The organism is Microbacterium sp. GW823-FHT02G05 (assembly GCF_058797175.1).
Genome location: NZ_JBXAJK010000002.1, coordinates 325,330 through 345,227, shown reverse-complemented (window position 1 = coordinate 345,227; position 19,898 = coordinate 325,330). Strand labels below are relative to the sequence as shown.

Genomic DNA, 19,898 nt, shown 5'->3' with positions numbered 1-19,898 from the left:
ACGACGTGTCGCCGAATTAGGAGGTCCACATGGCCGGTAGCAACCAGGGCATCATCGATCCGCCGATCGACAACCTGCTCGATCGTGTCAGCTCGAAGTACGAGCTCGTGATCTTCGCGTCCAAGCGTGCGCGTCAGATCAACGACTACTACTCCGACCTTCACGAGGGCAACCTCTTCGACAACGTGGGTCCGCTGGTCGACTCGTCGGTCGAAGACAAGCCGCTCACGATCGCGCTGCACGAGATCAACGAGGACAAGCTCCGCATCCGTCACGCGGAGTAAGCACGTCACTTCCGGAGCCGTCGCCGTCCATCAGGATGTCGGCGGCTCCGTGCACACTGGGAACACCCCCGACCGCATACCGTTGGAGCACCGATGAGCGCCCTGCGCCTTTTCACGTCAGAATCCGTCACCGAAGGGCACCCCGACAAGATCTGCGACCAGATCTCGGACAGCATCCTCGACGGGCTGATCGCACAGGACATCGGCTCCCGTGTCGCCGTCGAGACGCTGGTGACGACGGGTCTCGTGCACGTCGCCGGCGAGATCCGCACGGAGGCGTACGTCGACATCCCGACGATTGTGCGCAGCGTCGTCAACGACATCGGCTACACATCCAGCGAGATGGGCTTCGACGGCTCCTCCTGCGGTGTGAGCGTGTCGGTGGGGGAGCAGTCCGGTGATATCGCCCATGGCGTCGACAATGCGCACGAGTCCCGCGAAGGCGGCTCCGCAGATCCGCGCGACGCACTCGGTGCGGGAGACCAGGGCATCATGTTCGGTTTCGCGACGACCGAGACGCCCCAGCTCATGCCGATGGCCGCGTGGACGGCCCATCGGCTCGCCGAGCGTCTGACGGAGGTGCGACGCGAGGGCATCCTCCCGTTCCTGCGCCCGGACGGCAAGACGCAGGTCACGCTGGGCTACGAGGGCTTCACGCCCAAGACCGTCGACACGGTCGTGCTCTCGACCCAGCACCACCCGGATGTCTCGCAGGACGAGCTGCGTGCGCTCGTGCGCCAGCACGTCATCGAACCGGTTCTGGCCGACACCGGACTGGCGCTGGACGATGTGACCTTCCACATCAACCCGGCGGGCCCGTTCGTGACGGGTGGCCCGAAGGGTGATGCCGGCCTCACGGGCCGCAAGATCATCATTGACACCTATGGCGGGGCCTCGCGTCACGGTGGCGGCGCTTTCAGCGGAAAGGACCCGTCGAAGGTCGACCGATCCGGTGCCTACGCCATGCGCTGGGTCGCCAAGAACGCGGTGGCGGCGGGACTCGCTGAGCGCCTTGAGGTGCAGGTCGCGTATGCGATCGGTGTGGCACGTCCGGTGGGTCTCTACGTCGAGAGCTTCGGCACCGGCGCGGTGTCCGACGACGTGATCACCAGGGCGATCGAGAGCGTGTTCGATCTGCGTCCGCAGGCGATCATCGAAGAGCTCGACCTGCTGCGTCCGATCTACGCCGAGACGGCTGCCTACGGGCACTTCGGCCGGGAGCTCCCCACCTTCACGTGGGAGAACACCAACCGTGCGGAGGAGCTTCGCCGCGCCGCAGGGCTCTGACGGTGAGCTGCCCGTGACGCGCTCCATCGTTCGGGTGCTGCTCGACTCGCCGCTGCCGCAGCTCGATCGTCTCTTCGACTATGCCGTTCCGGCGGAGTACGTCGAGGACGCGCAACAGGGCGTGCGCGTGCGCGTGCCGCTGCGCTCGGCTGGCAGGATGATCGACGCGTACGTCGTCGAGGTCGATACCGAGGAGGACGACAGCCGCGCGCTGTCGGAGATCGACACGGTGGTCTCTGCAGCTCCTGTCCTTCCGTCGTCGCTCGCATCCCTCGCGCGCCGCGTCGCCGACCGATCTGCCGGCCGTGCATCCGACGTCTTGAGGCTTGTGATCCCGAAGCGTCAGGTGCGAGTGGAGAAGGCTTGGCTCGCCGCGGGATCCCTGCAGGCGAGCGCGCCCGTCGCGGTCGCACCGGAGGCGCAGGGTCGTGCGGTCACGGTGCTGGGGGAGTACGAGGGGCTGACGGACGCGCTTCGCGCACGAGCCCGCCTCGCGGTCGAGGCGATCCCGCGCGTGAACGAGGCCGGCGACCCGGCGTGGGCGGAGCTCTTGGCGGCGGCGGCGAACGCGACGCTGAGCGATGGTGCCTCCGCGATCCTCGTCGTTCCGGACTATCGCGACATCGAGCGCGTCATGGCAGCGCTCTCGGGCCTGGTGCCGGAGGAAGCGATCGTGCGACTGGATGCGAAGCAGTCAGGACCGCTGCGGTATCGCGCCTTCCTGCGCACGCTCGAGGATGCGCCGTGCATCGTCGTCGGCAATCGTTCGGCCGTCTACGCGCCGGTCACCGCTGGACTCGTCGCGCTCTGGGACGACGGTGACAACCTGCTGGCCGAGCCGCTCGCGCCCTATGTGCATCCGCGTGACGTGGCTCTGCTCCGTCAGGAGCGGGAGGGCTCGGCTCTCATGTTCGCCGGCCACACGCGCACTACGGACGTCGAGCGGCTCACCGCGACGGGATGGGTGCAGCCGATCACCGCAGCGCGGCGTGTGCTTCCTCGGGTGATCCTGGACCCGCCACAGGAGATCGATCAACGCGGCCAACGGCTGCCTTCGCGTGCGTTTCTCGCGGCGCGTGAGGCGACAGCAGAAGGACCCGTTCTCGTGCAGGTCGCGCGGCCCGGATTCGCACCGACCCTGGTGTGCGGTCAATGTCGCGTTCCGGCACGATGCCGCGCGTGCGGCGGTCCGCTAGGAGCGCGTCATCGTGGTGCGGCACCGGTCTGCGGCTGGTGCGCACGCACGGCGCATGCGTGGACGTGCACATCCTGTGGGTCGGACAAAGTGCGTCTGGCCGCATCCGGCACCGAGCGCACCGCCGACGAACTGGGGCGCGCGTTCCCCGGCGTGCGCGTGATCGTCGCCGACGGCAACCATCCTGTCGAGAGCGTCGCGGATCGCCCATCACTCGTGGTCGCGACGCGCGGCGCCGAGCCTCCGGCCGTCGGCGGCTATCGCGCGGTCGTGCTGTTGGATGGTGCGCGGATGCTGCAGGCCCCTGAGCTGCGCATCGGCGAGTCGTGTCTGCGCTGGTGGTCGAACGCCGCGGCTCTGGCCGCACCGGGCGCGCCGATCCATCTCGTCGGTGTGGACGGGCCGGTGGCGAAGGCCCTCGCGACCTGGAACCACGGTGCCTACGCGCGCAGCGAGCTGGCAGCCCGCGCCCCGTTGCACATGCCGCCGACGGCCCGCGTCGCGCAGATCGACGGGACGGCGGCGGGAGTCCAACGCGCGCTGGAAGCAATCGCTGAGGTGGGTCTGCCTGCCGATGCGGTGCTCGGCCCGATTCCCCGCGAGGACGAGCCCGAGCTGCAGCGCGCACTCGTGCGCTTCGACTACGCGGCCGGAACGAGGGTGGTCGCGGCGCTGCGGGCCGCCGTGATCGCCGAGGCCACAGGGCGCCGTCGGGGTCGCGGCCGCACGAGCCGGACTACGCTTTCCGTGAGGCTCGACATCACCGAACCCGATCTCTGAGCACGGGCCGTTCCCCGCTCGCTCTCACGCACTCCCCGAACAAAGGATCTTCGATGCGTCTCGTCTTCGCCGGCACTCCGGCAGTGGCCGTGCCGACGCTGCGTCTGCTGGCGGCGCAGCATGAGGTGGTCGCGGTGGTCACGCGCCCGGATGCGCCGTTGGGGCGCAAGCGCGTGCTGACGCCCTCGCCGGTGGCTGCTGTCGCTGACGAGCTGGGCCTCCCGGTCATCAAGGCGGCGCGCCTGGATGACGAGGTCACGCAGGAGATCTCGGCTCTCGCGCCGGAGCTCGGCGTCATCGTCGCGTACGGCGGTCTCGTCCGCGAACCGCTGCTGCAGACGCCGACGCACGGATGGATCAACCTGCACTTCTCGCTGCTGCCGGAGTGGCGTGGTGCCGCGCCGGTGCAGCGTGCGCTGATGGCGGGCGACCGCGAACTCGGAGCGAGCGTCTTTCAGCTCGTTGCGGCCCTGGACGCGGGTGATGTCTTCGCGCGCCGCACGTTCGAGATTCCCGTCGATGCTACGGCGGATGCGTCGCTCGCCGCCCTTGCCGAGTCCGGTGCTGGTCTGACGGCCGAAGTGATCGCGGCTATTGCGGACGGGACGGCCGTGGCGGTGCCGCAGGTCGGCGACGCGACGTACGCGGCGAAGCTCTCTCACGCGGATGGGCTCCTGGACTGGGGGCTTTCGGCGGAGGAGATCTTCGCTCGCTACCGCGGAGTCACAAGTGAGCCCGGGGCGCATACGACCGTCGGCGAACAGGCCGTGAAGGTCTTGGAGATGTCCCGTCCCGACGCGGCCGAGGTGTCGCTGGCGCCCGGTGAGCTGCGTGGAACAAAGAGGGGTGTGCTCGTCGGCACGGCGACGACGCCGCTGCTCGTCGTGCGCGTGCAGCCCGCGGGCAAGGGCGCGATGATGGCAGCCGACTGGTTGCGCGGGCTCAAGGCGGATGCGAGGTTCGGAGCATGAGTGAGGCGCGCAAGGCACAGGAGAGCGGCTCGGATCGCTCCCGTCGTTCCCCGGAGCGAGGAACGCGCGGCGGCCCCGGCGGATCGCGCAGCGGGCAGAGTCGATCATCGTCGTCGCGCATCCAGCCCGCACGCCGCATCGCGTTCGACGTGCTGCGCGCCGTCGCGACCGACGACGCGTACGCCAATCTCGTCCTGCCTGCCTTGCTGCGGGAGGCCGGGCTCTCGCCCGCGGATGCTGCGCTCGCGACCGAGCTCACCTACGGCACACTTCGTCGACAGGGAACCTATGACGCCGTGATCGCCATCGCCGCCGGCCGCTCCGTCGACCAGATCGATCCGGCGGTTCTGGACGCGCTGCGCCTGGGCGCGCACCAGCTGCTGAGCACACGTGTAGCGGCGCACGCGGCCGTCAACGAATCGGTGTCCCTCGTCTCCGAGGTCGCGGGCCGGGGAGCATCCGGATTCGCCAATGCCATCCTGCGCCGGATCACAGAGCGCGACGAGGCCGAGTGGCTGGACGTCATCCAGGCGTCGGCCCGTTCGGACGACGAACGGCTCGGACTGCGCACGGCGCACCCGGTCTGGGTCATTCGCGCACTGCGCCGAGCGCTGGCCGCGGAGGGTCGCGAGGAGGAGCTCGATGCGCTGCTCGAGGCCGACAATGCCGCCCCGGAGGTGACGCTCGTCGCTCTTCCCGGGCTGGCGGAGCTCGATGAGCGGGATGCCTTCGCCGAGACGCCGCGTCCCTATGCGGCGACCGCGTACGGTCTGCGCGGCGGTGATCCGCGCGCCATCGTCGAGGAGCACGGCGGTCGCGTCCGTGTGCAGGATGAGGGCTCGCAGCTCGTCGCGCTCGCGCTCGTCGGTGCCGCTGCCGTGCGCAAGGGCGAACGCTGGCTCGACCTCTGTGCCGGCCCCGGAGGCAAGACCGCACTCCTCGCTGCCGAGGCGCTGCAGCACGGTGCCTCGCTCGATGCGAACGAGCTGGTGCCGACGCGCGCCCGACTCGTGCGATCGGCGCTGCGTCCCGTGCCGCTGGAGGTCACCGTGACAGAGGCGGACGGGCGCGAGCTCGCGGCGTCCCGGCCCGGCGTGTACGACCGCATTCTCATCGATGCTCCCTGCACGGGCCTCGGCGCGCTGCGCCGACGTCCGGAGGCACGCTGGCGCAAATCTCCGGCAGACGTGGCGGAGCTCGTCGGACTGCAGGAAGAACTGCTCGCGAACGCTCTCGACGCGCTCGCGCCCGGCGGGATCGCCGCCTACGTCACGTGCTCGCCGCACCTCGCCGAGACCGCAGGGGTGGTCGAGACCGTGCTGCGCTGGCGATCCGACATCGAAGAGCTCGATGCGCGTGCGGCCATCGTCGACGTCGCGAAATCACCGATCGATCTCGCCGCACCCATCGACGGATCCGGGCACGCGCAGCTCTGGCCGCACCGTCACGGCACCGACGCGATGTTCCTCGCACTCCTGCGCAAGACGGGGGAGACCGCATAATGGGCCACATGTCGCATCTTCACTCCCTGCCGTCCGCTCCGCGCATCAACCCGAGCATCCTCGCTGCGGATTTCGTGAACATGCAGGCTGATCTCGCGCGCATCGCGACCGCGGACTTCGCCCACGTCGACGTCATGGACAACCATTTCGTGCCGAACCTGACCTTCGGCCCCCAGATGGTCGAGCGCATCCAGGCGACGAGCCCGATTCCGCTCGATGTTCATCTCATGATCACCGACCCCGATCGCTGGGCGCCGGGCTATGCCGAACTGGGTGCTGCCAGCGTCACCTTCCATCTCGAGGCCGCAGCCGATCCCGTTGCGCTGGCACGGCGTCTGCGCGCGATCGGCGCCCGCGCCGGCGTCGCGATCAAGCCGGGAACGGCGGGGGAGAGCCTCTACGACATCTTGGACGAGTTCGATCAGGTCCTTGTGATGACCGTCGAGCCGGGTTTCGGCGGGCAGGGTTTCATGCCCGAGACGATGCCGAAGCTCCGTGCACTCGCCGACGAGGTTCGTCGCCGCGGCTCGGATGTGTGGCTGCAGGTGGATGGCGGCATCTCCGACAGCACCATCGCCCAGGCCGCCGAGGCGGGGGCTGACACTTTCGTGGCCGGATCGGCCGTCTATGGGGCCGAGGATGTCGCGGCGGCTGTCGCACGGCTCCGAGAGCTCGCGCGAGCCGCTAGCCTGGGAGAGTGAAGACCTTCGACGAACTGTTCGCCGAGCTCAGCCGAAAGGCACAGGAGCGCCCCGAGGGATCGGGGACCGTCCGCGAGCTCGACGCGGGCGTCCACACCATCGGAAAGAAGATCGTCGAGGAGGCCGCCGAAGTCTGGATGGCCGCCGAGTACGAGAGCGACGACGCCGCTGCGGAGGAGATCTCGCAGCTGCTCTACCACCTGCAGGTGCTAATGCTCGCCAAGGGCCTGACGCTGGAGAACGTCTACCGACATCTGTGAACGTGTCCCTCGTGTAGACCGTTCGATCAGAAAGATTCCCATGCTCCGCATTGCCGTTCCCAACAAGGGTTCGCTGTCCGAAACCGCCGTCGAGATGCTGCAGGAGGCCGGGTACGCCGGTCGCCGCGACCCCAAGACGCTTCACGTCATCGACGCCGACAACGACGTCGAGTTCTTCTACCTCCGACCCCGTGACATCGCGACCTACGTCGCATCCGGCGCCCTTGACGTCGGCATCACCGGTCGTGATCTCCTGCTCGACGTTCGCCAGAACGCGAACGAGATTGAGCCGCTCGGTTTCGGCGGATCGACTTTCCGCTTCGCGGGCCCTCCCGGACGATTCACCTCGATCGACGACCTTCGCGGCGTACGCGTCGCAAGCGCCTACCCAGGACTGGTGGGCGCGTTCCTGGAAGAACGAGGGATCGACGCCGAACTCGTGCAGCTCGATGGTGCGGTCGAGTCCGCGGTGCGCTTGGGCGTGGCGGATGCGGTCGCCGATGTCGTATCGACCGGAACAACCCTGCGTCAGGCGGGTCTTGAGATCTTCGGTCCGGTGATCCTGGAGTCCGAGGCCGTGCTGATCGAACGCCCCGACGGCGCCGCAGGGACGGAGACGCTGCTGCGTCGCCTCCGTGGTGTCATGGTCGCCCGTCGCTTCGTGCTGCTCGACTACGATCTTCCGGCGCACCTGGTCGATCAGGCCGTGACGATCGCTCCGGGGCGTGAGTCCCCGACGATCTCGCCGTTGCGTGATCCCGAATGGGTTGCCGTCCGTGTCATGATCCCGCGCCGCGGTGTCAACCAGGTCATGGACGATCTCTACGCGCTCGGCGCGCGGGCGATCCTGGTGACCGCTATCGACGCGGCGAGGCTCTGATGACCCTCGCCGCTCGCGTCATCCCCTGCCTCGACGTGGCTACGGGCCGTGTCGTCAAGGGCGTCAACTTCGAGAACCTTCGCGACATGGGAGATCCTGTCGAGCTCGCGCGGCACTACGCGGCGCAGGGAGCGGACGAGATCACGTTTCTCGACGTCACCGCGACGGTCGATGGCCGTGCCACCACCTATGACGTCGTGCAGCGGACCGCTGAGCAGGTCTTCGTGCCGTTGACCGTCGGCGGAGGCATCCGCTCGGTGGAAGACGTCGCCCGTCTGCAGGGCGTCGGCGCTGACAAGATCGGGGTGAACTCGGCCGCCATCGCGCGCCCGGCGCTGATCGACGAGATCGCCGATCGTTTCGGCGCGCAGGTGATCGTGCTGTCGCTCGACATCAAGCGCAGCGGCAACACCGCCTCGGGCTTCGTCGTGACAACCCACGGCGGACGCACCGAGACGACGTTGGATGCGGTGGAGTGGGCCCGTGAGGCGATCGAGCGCGGAGCGGGCGAACTGCTGGTCAACTCGATCGACGCCGACGGCACTCGCGACGGCTTTGATCTCGAGCTCGTTCGACTCATGCGTGAGATCTCCAGCGTGCCGGTGATCGCGTCCGGAGGCGCCGGCAAGGCCGCGGACTTCCCGCCGGCGATCGCTGCCGGCGCGGATGCGGTGCTCGCTGCCAGCGTCTTTCACTCGGGACTGCTGACGGTCGGGGATGTCAAGCAGGCGCTGCGCGAAGCGGGGGCGATCGTCCGATGACCGATGTGGATGCGGCGCTGTCCCGCGTGCGGTGGAATGACGACGGCCTCGTCGCCGTCGTCGTCCAGCAGTGGGACACCAAAGAGGTCCTGATGATGGCATGGGCGAACGCGGATGCGCTTCGTGAGACGCTCACCTCCGGACGTGCCACGTACTGGTCGCGATCGCGTCAGGAGTACTGGCGCAAGGGCGACACCTCCGGCCATGTGCAGCACGTGCGGGGCGCTCGTCTCGACTGCGATGGCGACACGGTGCTGCTGAGTGTCGATCAGGTCGGTGTCGCGTGCCACACCGGCACCCGCACGTGCTTCGACGCGGATGACCTGACACCCTTCGTGGCGCTCGTCGACTGACACCCGTACAGGAGAAGTGAAATGAAAGAGCTCGGCCGCCGCGGACGCGCACTGACCGCGCTGCTGTTCGTGATCGCGGGCGGCATCGGCATCATCTCCTCGACGCAGACCTGGTTCACCGTCGTCCGTGTCGACGGCGCGGCGGACGTGCCCGTCGCGGGGGCGGATGCGATGCCGGTGCTCGCTCCGCTGAGTCTCGCGGTGCTCGCGCTGAGCGCCGCCATCGCGATCGTCGGACCCGTCATGCGCATCGTCTTCGCGATCATCGCGATGCTCATCGCGGGCTCGCTCGGGACGGCGACGCTCGTCGTCGCACAGTCGCACCCGGTCTCGGCGGTCGCATCCACGCTCAGCGAGCTCGTCGGGCTCATGGGCGAGGAGGCGCTCGCTCCGATGATCGCCTCGATCACGGGGACGCCCTGGCCCTGGATTGCGCTCGTGGCGTGGGCCGTCCTGTTCCTCGGCGGCATCTTCGCGCTGGTGACCGCCCGTCACTGGAAGGTCGGGGGGCGGCGTTTTCAGACAAGCTCATCGACGCCGCACGACGGACCGATCGATGCCGTCGAATCCTGGGACGATCTCTCCCACGGTACGGATCCGACGCGCTGACCGTCCCGGATGCGGCCGGACGACCGCATCCACAGCACGCCCGCCGGCGTCTGCGGCGCGGGCCGTGTTCCCGATAGACTGGCAGAGATTTCACAGCACGCTCGGAGGAGTAACATGACCAACCCCATCGCCGACCCCGGCCACGGACACTCGCCTGCCGCCTGGACCGCCGTGGTGATCATGCTCCTGGGCTTCACCATCGGCACAGTGGCGTTCTTCCTCGACCTGCCCGCGATCGTCTGGGCCTCCGCGGGTATCGTCGTGGTGGGTGCGCTCGTCGGCTGGATCATGGCGAAGGCCGGTTACGGCGTCAAGGGCCCGAAGTACGCACCGAAGGCCCACTAGTGGTGCTCGCCGACCTCACGGCCGGCGCTGTCGCAGACGCTGCACGACGCGAGCAGTCGCGCTCGCTTGCAGAGGTCGAACGCGCGGCGCTCGCACTGCCTCCCGCGCGTGACGCGCTTGTGGCACTTGCTCCGGCTGATCGGGTCAAGATCATCGCTGAGGTCAAGCGCGCAAGCCCTTCCCGTGGGGCACTGGCCGAGATTCCCGATCCGGCGCTGCAGGCACGCCTGTACGAGCAGGGCGGAGCGTCTGCGATCAGCGTCCTGACGGAGGAGCGTCGGTTCGGCGGCAGCCTTGCCGACCTCGAGGCTGTGACCGCGTCTGTGAGCCTCCCGGTTCTGCGCAAGGACTTCATCGCGACGCCCTACCAGGTGTTCGAAGCCCGCGCAGCGGGTGCTGACCTGGTGCTGCTCATCGTGGCCGGTCTGGAGCCGCAGGTGCTGCGCGACCTCTATGCGCTCATCCTGCAACTGGGTATGACGCCGCTCGTCGAGACGCATTCCGCGGAAGAGCTCGACCTGGCGATCGACCTGGGGGCATCGCTCATCGGTGTGAACGCGCGTAGCCTCCAGACGCTCGAACTCGACCGCGACCTCTTCGGCCGTCTTGTCGAGCGCATCCCCAACACGGCGATCAAGATCGCGGAATCCGCAGTTCTGACGCCCGCTGATGTGACCCACTACCGTTCCGCCGGTGCGGATGTGGTGCTCATCGGCGAAGCACTCGTCACCGGCGACCCCGTCGCCACACTCGCATCCTTCCTGGAGGCAGGCGCATGAGCCTACGTGAACAGCCGGGCCCCTTCTTCGGCGAGTTCGGCGGTCGTTACATGCCGGAGTCTCTCATCGCCGCGATCGACGAACTCACGCTCGCGTATGCCGAGGCGATTGTCGATCCGGTGTTCCAGACAGAGCTCGCCTCGCTGCTCCACTCGTACGCGGGGCGCCCGTCGCCCATCACGGAGGTGCCGCGCTTCGCGGAGCACGCGGGCGGCGCACGCATCTTCCTCAAGCGTGAGGACCTCAACCACACCGGCTCGCACAAGATCAACAACGTGCTGGGCCAGGCGCTGCTCACCAAGCGTCTCGGCAAGACACGGGTGATCGCCGAGACCGGTGCAGGCCAGCACGGTGTTGCCACGGCGACGGCGGCCGCGCTTTTCGGTCTCGAGTGCACGATCTACATGGGTGAGGTCGACACGCAACGGCAGGCGCTGAACGTCGCACGTATGCGCCTGCTCGGCGCCGAGGTTGTGCCTGTCACGACCGGCTCCCGCACTCTCAAAGACGCGATCAACGATGCCTACCGCGACTGGGTGGCCACGGTCGAGACCACCAACTACATCTTCGGCACCGCGGCCGGGCCGCACCCGTTCCCGGCGATGGTGCGCGACTTCCAGAAGATCATCAGCGAGGAAGCCCGCCAGCAGCTGCTGGATGAGGTCGGCCGTCTTCCCGACGCCGTTCTCGCGTGTGTCGGCGGCGGCTCGAACGCCATCGGCATGTTCGACGCATTCATCGATGATGAGTCCGTGCGCCTTCTCGGCGTCGAAGCGGCCGGCGACGGCGTCGACACGGACCGTCACGCCGCATCCATCGAGCGCGGGCGCCCCGGCGTTCTGCACGGTGCGAAGACGTTCGTCCTGCAGGACGAAGACGGTCAGACCATCGAGTCGCACTCGATTTCAGCAGGCCTGGACTACCCGGGCGTCGGTCCCGAGCACGCCTGGCTCGCGTCGATCGGTCGCGCCGAGTACATTCCCGCCACAGATGACGAGGCGATGCAGGCGCTGCGTCTGTTGAGCCGCACCGAGGGCATCATTCCGGCGATCGAATCGGCTCACGCCCTGGCCGGCGCACTGCGCCTCGGTCGTGAGCTGGGCCCGGATGCGGTGCTGGCCGTGTGCCTCTCCGGTCGTGGCGACAAAGACATGGACACAGCCGCGCGCTACTTCGAGCTGTACGACGACCCCGAGAACGCAGGAGAATCGGCATGAGCCGCGTAGACGACGCGATCCAGCGCGCCCACGATGCCGGACGCGGTGCGTTCATCGGGTACCTCCCCGTAGGATTCCCTGACCTTCCGACCAGCATCGAGGCAGCGATCACGCTCGCACGCAACGGTGTCGACATCATCGAACTGGGACCGCCGTACAGCGATCCCGTCATGGATGGCGCGATCATCCAGGAAGCCACTCAGACCGCACTCGCGGCAGGCTTCAAGATGGCAGACCTGTTCACAGCGGTCCGTGCGATCACCGATGCCGTCGACGTCCCCGTCGTCGTGATGTCGTACTGGAACCCCATCTGGCAGTACGGTGTCGATCGCTACGCGGATGATCTTCTCGCGGCCGGCGGAGCGGGCATCATCACGCCCGACATCACTCCGGAGTCCGCCGAGGAATGGATCGCCGCCAGTCGCCGCACAGGCCTTGACCGGATCTTCCTGGCCGCGCCGACCTCAAGCGACGAGCGCCTGGACCTGGTCGTCTCCGCGTCATCGGGATTTGTGTACACCGTGTCGACCATGGGCATCACGGGGGAGCGCGCGGCGCTCGACCAGGCTGCCCGTACGCTCGTCGAGCGTCTGCGCGTGCACGGTGTCGGGCGTGCCTGCGTCGGGATCGGCATCTCGAACGCGGAGCAGGTCGCTCGCGTCCTCGAGTATGCAGATGGCGCGATCGTGGGCACCGCCCTCGTCCGGGCGCTGCGTGACGGCGGCGTCGAACGCCTCGCCGAGGTGACCCGCGAGCTGTCCGCTGGCACGCACCGCGCCGCCTGACCCCGTAAACTCGTGATCATGTCCCTCGCGCTTCAGAACGTCCTCACGGGCGTCGCCGCCAGCATCCCGAGCCCGTCGATCAGCTACTTCGACCTCGGCCCGGTACGGATTCACATCTACGCGCTGTGCATCATCACCGGAATCATCCTCGCAGTGTTCATGACGAACTACCGTCTGACTAAGCGCGGAGCGGAGCCGTGGGTCGTCATCGACATCGCGATCCTGGCGGTTCCGCTGGGCATCATCGGTGCGCGCATCTTCCATGTGCTCACCCACCCCGGGTTCTACTTCGGTGAGGGCAAGAACATCTGGGCGGTCTTCTACATCTGGGAAGGCGGCATCGCGATCTTCGGTGCGCTTCTTGGCGGCGCCGTCGGTGCCTGGCTCGGCTGCAAGTGGACGGGCATCCGCTTCTGGACCTTCGCCGACGCCCTCGCTCCCGGCCTTCTGCTCGCGCAGGCCGCCGGACGCTTCGGCAACTGGTTCAACCACGAGCTGTTCGGTCTGCCGACCGACGTTCCTTGGGGCCTCGAGATCGACTCCTCCAACCCGGCGTTCCCTCCGGGTCTCGCTGAAGGTACGCTGTTCCACCCCACGTTCCTGTACGAAGTCATCTGGAACACCCTGGGTGTGTTGTTCCTGCTCTGGATCGGGCGTCGCCTGCAGCTGCAGTGGGGCAAGCTCTTCGCGGTGTACCTCATCTGGTACAGCGCGGGCCGCGTCGTGTGGGAGTCCATCCGCATCGACCCGAGCGAGATCTACTTCGGTCTGCGCACGAACGTCTGGGCTGCTCTGGCGAGCGTGGCACTCGGTGTCATCATCCTCTGGGTGCAGACCCGTCGTCACCCCGGACGCGAGCCCTCGCCGTATATGCCGGGTCGTGGCGTCGATGGAGCTCAGGCAGATGTACAATCGCAAGACAGCACCTCTGACTTCGTCGACGTGAGCGAGCCTCCGCTCGAAGTCACCGCTGGAGCAACCGCCACAAGCGACGCTCCCGTCAGCGACGGCGGCACCCGATAAGCCAGCCCGCCGCGCGGCATCTATTGCACTGAACAAGCGGGCCAACGTCGTCCCGGTTCATACGAATCTGAGGACGGTAACTGGTGTATTTCCAGCCCCCTTATGGCGCCTCCGGCGCTTACCCCCCGAAGCAGGGGATGTACAACCCCGCGTTTGAGAAGGACGCCTGCGGCCTGGCCATGGTCGCGACGTTGCGCGGGACTCCCGGCCACGACATCATCGCGCTGGCGCTCGAAGCGCTGCGCAACCTGGAACACCGCGGTGCGATCGGCTCTGACGCCGGCACTGGCGATGGCGCCGGCATCCTGACGCAGATGCCGGACGCGTTCCTCCGCTCCGTCACTGATTTCCCCCTCCCGCCTGTGGGCGAGTACGCCGCCGGCCTGGCATTCCTCCCTCGTGAGTCGAGTGCCCGCCGTGAGCAGAAGGCCGGAATCGAGCGCATCGCCGCTGAAGAAGGACTCACGGTCCTCGGCTGGCGCACCGTGCCGACGGCGAATGAGAACCTGGGCAAGCTCGCCGATGAGGCGCGGCCCGCATTCGAGCAGCTGTTCGTCTCCCGTCTGGGCGACGCCGACCGCTCCGCGTCGTCGAGCATCGTCCTCGACCGCGTCGCCTACCGCCTGCGCAAGCGCGCAGGACACGAGCTCGGCGCCTACTTCGTCTCCCTCTCCGCACGCACTCTCGGCTACAAGGGCATGGTGACAACGCTCCAGCTGGAGCCGTTCTACCCTGACCTGCAGGATGAGCGCTTCGCCTCGGAGCTCGCCGTGGTGCACTCCCGCTACTCCACGAACACCTTCCCGTCGTGGCCGCTGGCACAACCGCTGCGCATGCTCGCGCACAACGGCGAGATCAACACGGTGGGCGGCAACCGCAACTGGATGCGCGCCCGCCAGTCGCAGCTCGAGTCCGAGCTTCTCGGCGACATCGCCCCGCTGCTGCCGATCTGCACGGACGGTGCGAGCGATTCGGCCTCGTTCGACGAGGTCTTGGAGCTGCTCACCCTGACGGGTCGCAGCCTGCCGCACGCGATCATGATGATGGTGCCGGAGGCGTACGAGAAGCAGTCCGACATCTCTCCGGAGCTGCGCGCCTTCTACGAGTACCACGCGAACCAGATGGAACCCTGGGACGGACCAGCCGCGCTCATCTTCACGGATGGCACGGTCGTCGGCGCGACGCTCGATCGGAACGGTCTGCGTCCGGGACGCTGGACGGAGACGACCGATGGCCTGGTGGTCATCGGCAGCGAGACGGGCGTGCTGGAGTTCGCTCCCGAGCGCATCAAGCGACGGGGCCGCCTGCAGCCCGGCAAGATGTTCCTCGTCGACACGGCGCAGCGTCGGATCGTCGGTGACGAGGAGATCAAGAGCGAACTCGCCGGTCTCCACCCGTGGCAGGACTGGCTGGATGCGGGAACGGTCCGTCTCGCGGACCTTCCCGAGCGCGAGCACATCGTGCATCCGCCTGCATCGATCACCCGTCGCCAGCGAACGTTCGGATACACCGAAGAAGAGGTGCGCGTTCTGCTCACACCGATGGGGCAGACCGGCGTGGAGCCGATCGGCGCGATGGGCAGCGATACTCCCATCGCGGTGCTCAGCGAACGTCCGCGTCTGCTGTTCGACTACTTCACACAGCAGTTCGCCCAGGTCACGAATCCGCCACTGGACTCGATCCGCGAAGAGGTCGTCACGAGCCTGCGCTCCAGCCTCGGTCCCGAGCGCAACCTTCTCTCCTGGGGACCGGAGCATGCGGCCACGGTGACGCTCGACTTCCCGGTGATCGACAACGACGAGCTTGCGAAGATCCGTCACATCGAGCGAGCGATTCCGCAGCGCTCGAGCGCCACGATCCGCGGGCTGTACCACTTCGACGCCGGGTCTCACACGATGCAGGAGCGGCTCGTCGAGATGTGCGCCGAGGTCGACGCAGCCATCGAACGCGGCGCGGAGTTCATCATCCTTTCGGATCGCGATTCCAACAAGGACCTCGTGCCGATCCCCTCGCTGCTCATGGTGTCGGCGATCCACCATCACCTGATCCGCCGTGAGAACCGGATGAAGGTCGGTCTGATCGTCGAGGCCGGCGATGTGCGTGAGGTTCACCATGTGGCGACGCTGATCGGCTACGGGGCATCCGCCGTCAATCCCTATCTCGCCATGGAGACCGTTGAGCACCTCGTTCGCACGGGATACATCACCGGCATCTCGGCGGAGAAGGCCGTCAGCAATCTGATCTACGCGCTCGGCAAGGGCGTGTTGAAGATCATGTCGAAGATGGGTATCTCCACCGTGTCGTCGTACGCGGGCGCCCAGGTCTTCGAGGCGATCGGGCTCAGCCAGGAGTTCGTCGACACGTACTTCACCGGCACCGAGTCGAAGCTCGGCGGCATCGGCATCGAAGATGTCTTCGCCGAGAACCAGGCACGGCACGATTTCGCCTACCCCGAGGATGCTGCGGCGCGCGCACATGAACGCCTCTGGAACGGCGGCGAGTACCAGTGGCGCCGCGAAGGCCCGTCGCACCTGTTCAATCCGCAGACGGTCTTCCGTCTGCAGCACGCGACGCGTACCCGCAGATACGACATCTTCCGTGAGTACACGTCGATGGTCGACGATCAGGCGCGCGACCTCAAGACGCTGCGCGGGTTGTTCCAGCTGCGGACGGGGGAGCGGCCGGTCGTGCCGCTCGACGAAGTCGAGTCGGTCGCATCCATCGTCCGTCGCTTCTCAACCGGTGCCATGAGCTACGGGTCGATCTCACAGGAGGCACACGAGACGCTCGCGATCGCGATGAACCGGCTCGGAGCGAAGTCCAACACCGGTGAGGGCGGCGAAGACCCCGCCCGACTGGTCGACCCGGAACGCCGGAGTGCGATCAAGCAGGTCGCTTCGGGGCGTTTCGGCGTCACGAGCCAGTACCTGACCGAGGCCGATGACATCCAGATCAAGCTGGCGCAGGGCGCCAAGCCGGGGGAGGGCGGTCAGCTGCCCCCGGGCAAGGTCTACCCGTGGGTGGCGCGCACGCGTCACGCGACGCCGGGTGTCGGTCTCATCTCACCCCCGCCGCACCACGACATCTACTCGATCGAGGACCTCAAGCAGCTCATCTTCGACCTGAAGCGGGCCAATCCGTCGGCGCGTATCCACACGAAGCTCGTGAGCCAGTCGGGCATCGGCGCGGTGGCCGCGGGAGTCGCGAAAGCGCTCAGCGACGTCGTGCTGGTGTCCGGACACGACGGAGGCACGGGCGCGAGCCCGCTGAACTCGCTCAAGCACGCGGGAACGCCCTGGGAGCTCGGCCTCGCCGAGACGCAGCAGACGCTGATGCTGAACGGCATGCGCGACCGCGTCGTGGTGCAGGTGGACGGGCAACTCAAGACCGGCCGCGACGTCGTCATCGGCGCGCTGCTCGGCGCCGAGGAGTTCGGCTTCGCCACCGCACCCCTGGTCGTCAGCGGCTGCATCATGATGCGCGTCTGCCACCTCGACACCTGCCCCGTCGGCGTCGCAACGCAGAACCCGGTTCTGCGCGAGCGCTTCACCGGCAAGCCGGAGTTCGTCGTGAACTTCATGGAGTTCATCGCCGAAGAGGTGCGCGAACTGCTCTCAGCGCTCGGATTCCGCTCGATCGAAGAGATCGTGGGACGCAGTGACCTTCTGCGCGTCGACGGCGCGATCCAGCACTGGAAGGCCGACGGTCTCGATCTCAGCCCGATTCTCCAGGGCCCGGCGTTCCCCGCCGATGAACCTCGTACCAGTGGGCGATCGCAGGACCACGAACTCGACGAGCACTTCGATGCGCCGCTGCTGGCGAGCGTGTCCGACGTCATCGCGGAGGGCGGGACGATCGCGCTCGATCTGCCGATTCGGAACACCGCGCGCGCGGTGGGAACCATGATTGGCCACGAGATCACTCGTCGCCATGGTGCAGAGGGGATGCCCGAGGGAGCGATCACGCTCACGCTGCACGGTTCCGCAGGTCAGTCGTTCGGCGCCTTCATCCCGTCGGGGGTCACGCTGCGTCTTGAGGGCGACAGCAACGACTACGTCGGCAAGGGGCTTTCCGGTGGACGCATCTCGGTGCGCCCGCCTGCGGGGGCGTCGTTCGATGCCGCCCAGAACGTCATCGCCGGCAACGTGATCGGCTATGGCGCGACGAGCGGTTCCCTGTTCCTCTCTGGCGTCGTGGGCGAGCGCTTCCTCGTGCGCAACTCGGGGGCGGCTGCCGTCGTCGAGGGCGTGGGAGACCACGCGCTGGAGTACATGACGGGTGGCGTCGCGGTCATTCTCGGGCGCACTGGCAGAAACCTCGGCGCGGGAATGAGCGGTGGGACGGCCTACGTCTACGAACTCGATCCACGACGGGTGAATCCGGATGCCGTGAAGGGCGGTGAACTCGAGCTCGGCGCGCTGGGCGCCGGCGATGCCGCCATCCTCCGAGACCTGCTGGAACAGCATGTCTCCGAGACCGGATCGGAACTGGCCCGTCGTATCCTCGTCGACTTCGACACCGAGGTCTCGAACTTCACGCGGATTCTGCCGCGTGACTACGCTGCCGTACTGCGCACCCGCGCAGAGGCCGAGGCCGACGGCCTCGACCCCGACGGCGATATCGTCTGGAACCGCATCCTGGAGGTGACCCGTGGCTGATCCCAAAGGCTTCATGAAGACAACCGAGCGCGAACTGCCCGCTCGTCGCCCCGTGCCCGTTCGCATCCTTGACTGGAAAGAGGTGTACCAGCCGGGTGATTCTGCGGTGCTCCGGCGTCAGGCGAGTCGTTGCATGGACTGTGGCGTGCCGTTCTGCCACCAGGGATGCCCGCTCGGCAACCTGATCCCGGAGTGGAACGATCTCACCTGGCGGGGCGAAGGCCGTGCCGCGATCGAGCGCCTGCACGCGACGAACAACTTCCCGGAGTTCACGGGGCGTCTGTGCCCCGCGCCCTGCGAGAGCGCCTGCGTGCTCGGTATCAATCAGCCTGCGGTCACGATCAAGCAGATCGAGGTGTCGATCATCGACGAGGCGTTCGCGAAGGGATGGGTGCAGCCGCAGCCGCCGGAGCGCCTGACTGGCAAGACGGTCGCCGTGGTCGGTTCCGGACCTGCGGGGCTCGCTGCCGCGCAGCAGTTGACGCGCGCCGGCCACACGGTCGCTGTGTTCGAGCGGGATGACCGCATCGGCGGTCTGCTGCGCTATGGCATCCCGGACTTCAAGATGGAGAAGGGCCAGCTGGACGCTCGCCTTCGCCAGATGCAGGAGGAGGGGACGCGCTTCCGGGCCGGTGTCGAGATCGGTCGCGACATCAGCTGGGACGACCTGCGCGCGCGGTACGACGCCGTCGTGCTCGCCACCGGATCCACGATCCCTCGCGACCTTGCGATCCCGGGCCGCGATCATGAAGGCATCCACTTCGCCATGGAGTACCTGGTCGAGTCGAACCGGGCGGTCGCCGGCGACTCCGTTCCGAACCAGATCACCGCTGAGGGCAAGCACGTCGTCGTGATCGGCGGCGGTGACACCGGTGCTGACTGCATCGGCACCGCGCACCGTCAGGGCGCGCTGAGCGTGACGAACCTCGCGATCGGCCGCCAGCCCGGCGACGCGCGTCCGGATCACCAGCCGTGGCCCATGATGCCGACGGTGTTCGAGGTGCAGTCCGCACACGAGGAGGGTGGCGAACGCCGGTACCTCGCTTCGACCGTGGAGTTCCTCGCGAACGACGCGGGCGAAGTCCGGGCCGTCCGTGTCGCCGAGACCGAGTTCGTGAACGGGCAGCGTGTGCCCCGCAGCGGAACGGAGCACGAGATCCCCGCAGACCTCGTCCTGATCGCGATGGGCTTCACGGGGCCGGAGCAGGAGACATTCACCGAGAATTCACGCCCTGCCATGACCTCGCGGGGCGCAATCGAGCGCGACGACGACTACGCCACCAGCCTTCCCGGCGTGTTCGTGGCGGGAGATGCGGGGCGTGGGCAGTCGCTCATCGTGTGGGCGATCGCCGAAGGGCGAGCTGCTGCAGCACAGGTCGACCGGTTCCTCATGGGAGAAACGGTCCTTCCCGCACCGGTGCGCGCGTCCGAAGTCGCTATTGGCCTGCCATCCGCGTAGGCTGAGGGCGGCAGCGTTGCCCATTTCGTTCTTTACCCTTACAAATTCG

General features: G+C 67.6%; 18 protein-coding genes. All 18 read left to right on the top strand.

Going from position 1 to position 19,898, the window contains the following annotated elements:
• Positions 1–29 precede the first annotated feature (29 nt).
• The 18 genes from rpoZ to AC1REM_RS11505 all read left to right on the top strand — a co-directional run bounded on the left by rpoZ (position 30) and on the right by AC1REM_RS11505 (position 19,849).
• On the top strand, positions 30–284 hold the full coding sequence (rpoZ, locus tag AC1REM_RS11590) for a DNA-directed RNA polymerase subunit omega (RefSeq protein ID WP_204939968.1): 255 nt from the start codon (positions 30–32) through the stop codon (positions 282–284).
• 93 nt (positions 285–377) lie between these two features.
• The gene (gene metK / locus AC1REM_RS11585) at positions 378–1,571 is read left to right on the top strand and encodes a methionine adenosyltransferase (protein WP_492514758.1); all 1,194 of its coding nucleotides are present in this window, start codon (positions 378–380) and stop codon (positions 1,569–1,571) included.
• Between the two features lie 7 nt (positions 1,572–1,578).
• Entirely contained in the window at positions 1,579–3,546 is a 1,968-nt protein-coding gene (locus tag AC1REM_RS11580; protein ID WP_492515480.1) for a primosomal protein N' family DNA-binding protein, read from the top strand.
• Positions 3,547–3,599: 53 nt separating this feature from the next.
• The gene (gene fmt / locus AC1REM_RS11575) at positions 3,600–4,517 is read left to right on the top strand and encodes a methionyl-tRNA formyltransferase (protein ID WP_492514757.1); all 918 of its coding nucleotides are present in this window, start codon (positions 3,600–3,602) and stop codon (positions 4,515–4,517) included.
• Positions 4,514–6,019, top strand: a complete 1,506-nt coding sequence (locus AC1REM_RS11570) for an RsmB/NOP family class I SAM-dependent RNA methyltransferase (RefSeq protein WP_492514756.1) — start codon at positions 4,514–4,516, stop codon at positions 6,017–6,019. The genes fmt and AC1REM_RS11570 overlap by 4 nt, the downstream gene beginning before the upstream one ends.
• Before the next feature lie 8 nt (positions 6,020–6,027).
• On the top strand, positions 6,028–6,720 hold the full coding sequence (rpe, locus tag AC1REM_RS11565; RefSeq protein ID WP_204939964.1) for a ribulose-phosphate 3-epimerase: 693 nt from the start codon (positions 6,028–6,030) through the stop codon (positions 6,718–6,720).
• Positions 6,717–6,980, top strand: a complete 264-nt coding sequence (locus tag AC1REM_RS11560) for a phosphoribosyl-ATP diphosphatase (protein ID WP_204939963.1) — start codon at positions 6,717–6,719, stop codon at positions 6,978–6,980. The genes rpe and AC1REM_RS11560 overlap by 4 nt, the downstream gene beginning before the upstream one ends.
• Positions 6,981–7,020: 40 nt before the next feature.
• Entirely contained in the window at positions 7,021–7,860 is an 840-nt protein-coding gene (hisG, locus tag AC1REM_RS11555; RefSeq protein WP_489969481.1) for an ATP phosphoribosyltransferase, read from the top strand.
• The gene (hisF, locus tag AC1REM_RS11550) at positions 7,860–8,621 is read left to right on the top strand and encodes an imidazole glycerol phosphate synthase subunit HisF (RefSeq protein WP_492514755.1); all 762 of its coding nucleotides are present in this window, start codon (positions 7,860–7,862) and stop codon (positions 8,619–8,621) included. Before hisG ends, hisF begins: the two co-directional genes overlap by 1 nt.
• Positions 8,618–8,974 (top strand): phosphoribosyl-AMP cyclohydrolase, encoded by a 357-nt coding sequence (gene hisI / locus AC1REM_RS11545; protein ID WP_492514754.1) that lies wholly within the window; start codon positions 8,618–8,620, stop codon positions 8,972–8,974. The genes hisF and hisI overlap by 4 nt, the downstream gene beginning before the upstream one ends.
• A gap of 21 nt (positions 8,975–8,995) precedes the next feature.
• Complete coding sequence (locus AC1REM_RS11540; RefSeq protein ID WP_492514753.1) at positions 8,996–9,583, top strand: Trp biosynthesis-associated membrane protein; 588 nt, start codon at positions 8,996–8,998, stop codon at positions 9,581–9,583.
• A 114-nt stretch (positions 9,584–9,697) separates the two neighbouring features.
• Complete coding sequence (locus tag AC1REM_RS11535) at positions 9,698–9,928, top strand: DUF6704 family protein (RefSeq protein WP_492514752.1); 231 nt, start codon at positions 9,698–9,700, stop codon at positions 9,926–9,928.
• Between the two features lie 2 nt (positions 9,929–9,930).
• Positions 9,931–10,707, top strand: a complete 777-nt coding sequence (gene trpC, locus AC1REM_RS11530; RefSeq protein ID WP_492515479.1) for an indole-3-glycerol phosphate synthase TrpC — start codon at positions 9,931–9,933, stop codon at positions 10,705–10,707.
• The gene (gene trpB, locus AC1REM_RS11525) at positions 10,704–11,924 is read left to right on the top strand and encodes a tryptophan synthase subunit beta (RefSeq protein ID WP_492514751.1); all 1,221 of its coding nucleotides are present in this window, start codon (positions 10,704–10,706) and stop codon (positions 11,922–11,924) included. Before trpC ends, trpB begins: the two co-directional genes overlap by 4 nt.
• Positions 11,921–12,709 carry a tryptophan synthase subunit alpha gene (gene trpA / locus AC1REM_RS11520; protein WP_492514750.1) on the top strand — a complete coding sequence of 263 codons (789 nt, stop codon included), beginning with the start codon at positions 11,921–11,923 and terminating at the stop codon, positions 12,707–12,709. Before trpB ends, trpA begins: the two co-directional genes overlap by 4 nt.
• 18 nt (positions 12,710–12,727) lie before the next feature.
• A complete protein-coding gene (lgt, locus tag AC1REM_RS11515) occupies positions 12,728–13,732 on the top strand; it encodes a prolipoprotein diacylglyceryl transferase (protein ID WP_489969477.1) in 1,005 nt (334 codons plus the stop codon).
• Positions 13,733–13,869: 137 nt separating this feature from the next.
• The gene (gene gltB / locus AC1REM_RS11510) at positions 13,870–18,390 is read left to right on the top strand and encodes a glutamate synthase large subunit (protein WP_492514749.1); all 4,521 of its coding nucleotides are present in this window, start codon (positions 13,870–13,872) and stop codon (positions 18,388–18,390) included.
• Positions 18,383–19,849: a glutamate synthase subunit beta gene (locus AC1REM_RS11505; RefSeq protein WP_492514748.1), complete on the top strand. Its 1,467-nt coding sequence runs from the start codon at positions 18,383–18,385 to the stop codon at positions 19,847–19,849. The genes gltB and AC1REM_RS11505 overlap by 8 nt, the downstream gene beginning before the upstream one ends.
• Positions 19,850–19,898: the final 49 nt, after the last annotated feature.

Excerpts from the sequence above, each read along its gene's own strand:
- rpoZ (WP_204939968.1), top strand. The coding sequence starts at position 30 with ATGGCCGGTAGCAACCAGGGCATCATCGATCCGCCGATCGACAACCTG.
- hisI (WP_492514754.1), top strand. The coding sequence starts at position 8,618 with ATGACCGATGTGGATGCGGCGCTGTCCCGCGTGCGGTGGAATGACGAC.
- hisG (WP_489969481.1), top strand. The coding sequence starts at position 7,021 with ATGCTCCGCATTGCCGTTCCCAACAAGGGTTCGCTGTCCGAAACCGCC.
- rpe (WP_204939964.1), top strand. The coding sequence starts at position 6,028 with ATGTCGCATCTTCACTCCCTGCCGTCCGCTCCGCGCATCAACCCGAGC.
- lgt (WP_489969477.1), top strand. The coding sequence starts at position 12,728 with ATGTCCCTCGCGCTTCAGAACGTCCTCACGGGCGTCGCCGCCAGCATC.
- fmt (WP_492514757.1), top strand. The coding sequence starts at position 3,600 with ATGCGTCTCGTCTTCGCCGGCACTCCGGCAGTGGCCGTGCCGACGCTG.
- gltB (WP_492514749.1), top strand. The coding sequence starts at position 13,870 with ATGTACAACCCCGCGTTTGAGAAGGACGCCTGCGGCCTGGCCATGGTC.
- hisF (WP_492514755.1), top strand. The coding sequence starts at position 7,860 with ATGACCCTCGCCGCTCGCGTCATCCCCTGCCTCGACGTGGCTACGGGC.
- metK (WP_492514758.1), top strand. The coding sequence starts at position 378 with ATGAGCGCCCTGCGCCTTTTCACGTCAGAATCCGTCACCGAAGGGCAC.
- AC1REM_RS11535 (WP_492514752.1), top strand. The coding sequence starts at position 9,698 with ATGACCAACCCCATCGCCGACCCCGGCCACGGACACTCGCCTGCCGCC.
- trpB (WP_492514751.1), top strand. The coding sequence starts at position 10,704 with ATGAGCCTACGTGAACAGCCGGGCCCCTTCTTCGGCGAGTTCGGCGGT.
- trpA (WP_492514750.1), top strand. The coding sequence starts at position 11,921 with ATGAGCCGCGTAGACGACGCGATCCAGCGCGCCCACGATGCCGGACGC.
- AC1REM_RS11570 (WP_492514756.1), top strand. The coding sequence starts at position 4,514 with ATGAGTGAGGCGCGCAAGGCACAGGAGAGCGGCTCGGATCGCTCCCGT.
- AC1REM_RS11540 (WP_492514753.1), top strand. The coding sequence starts at position 8,996 with ATGAAAGAGCTCGGCCGCCGCGGACGCGCACTGACCGCGCTGCTGTTC.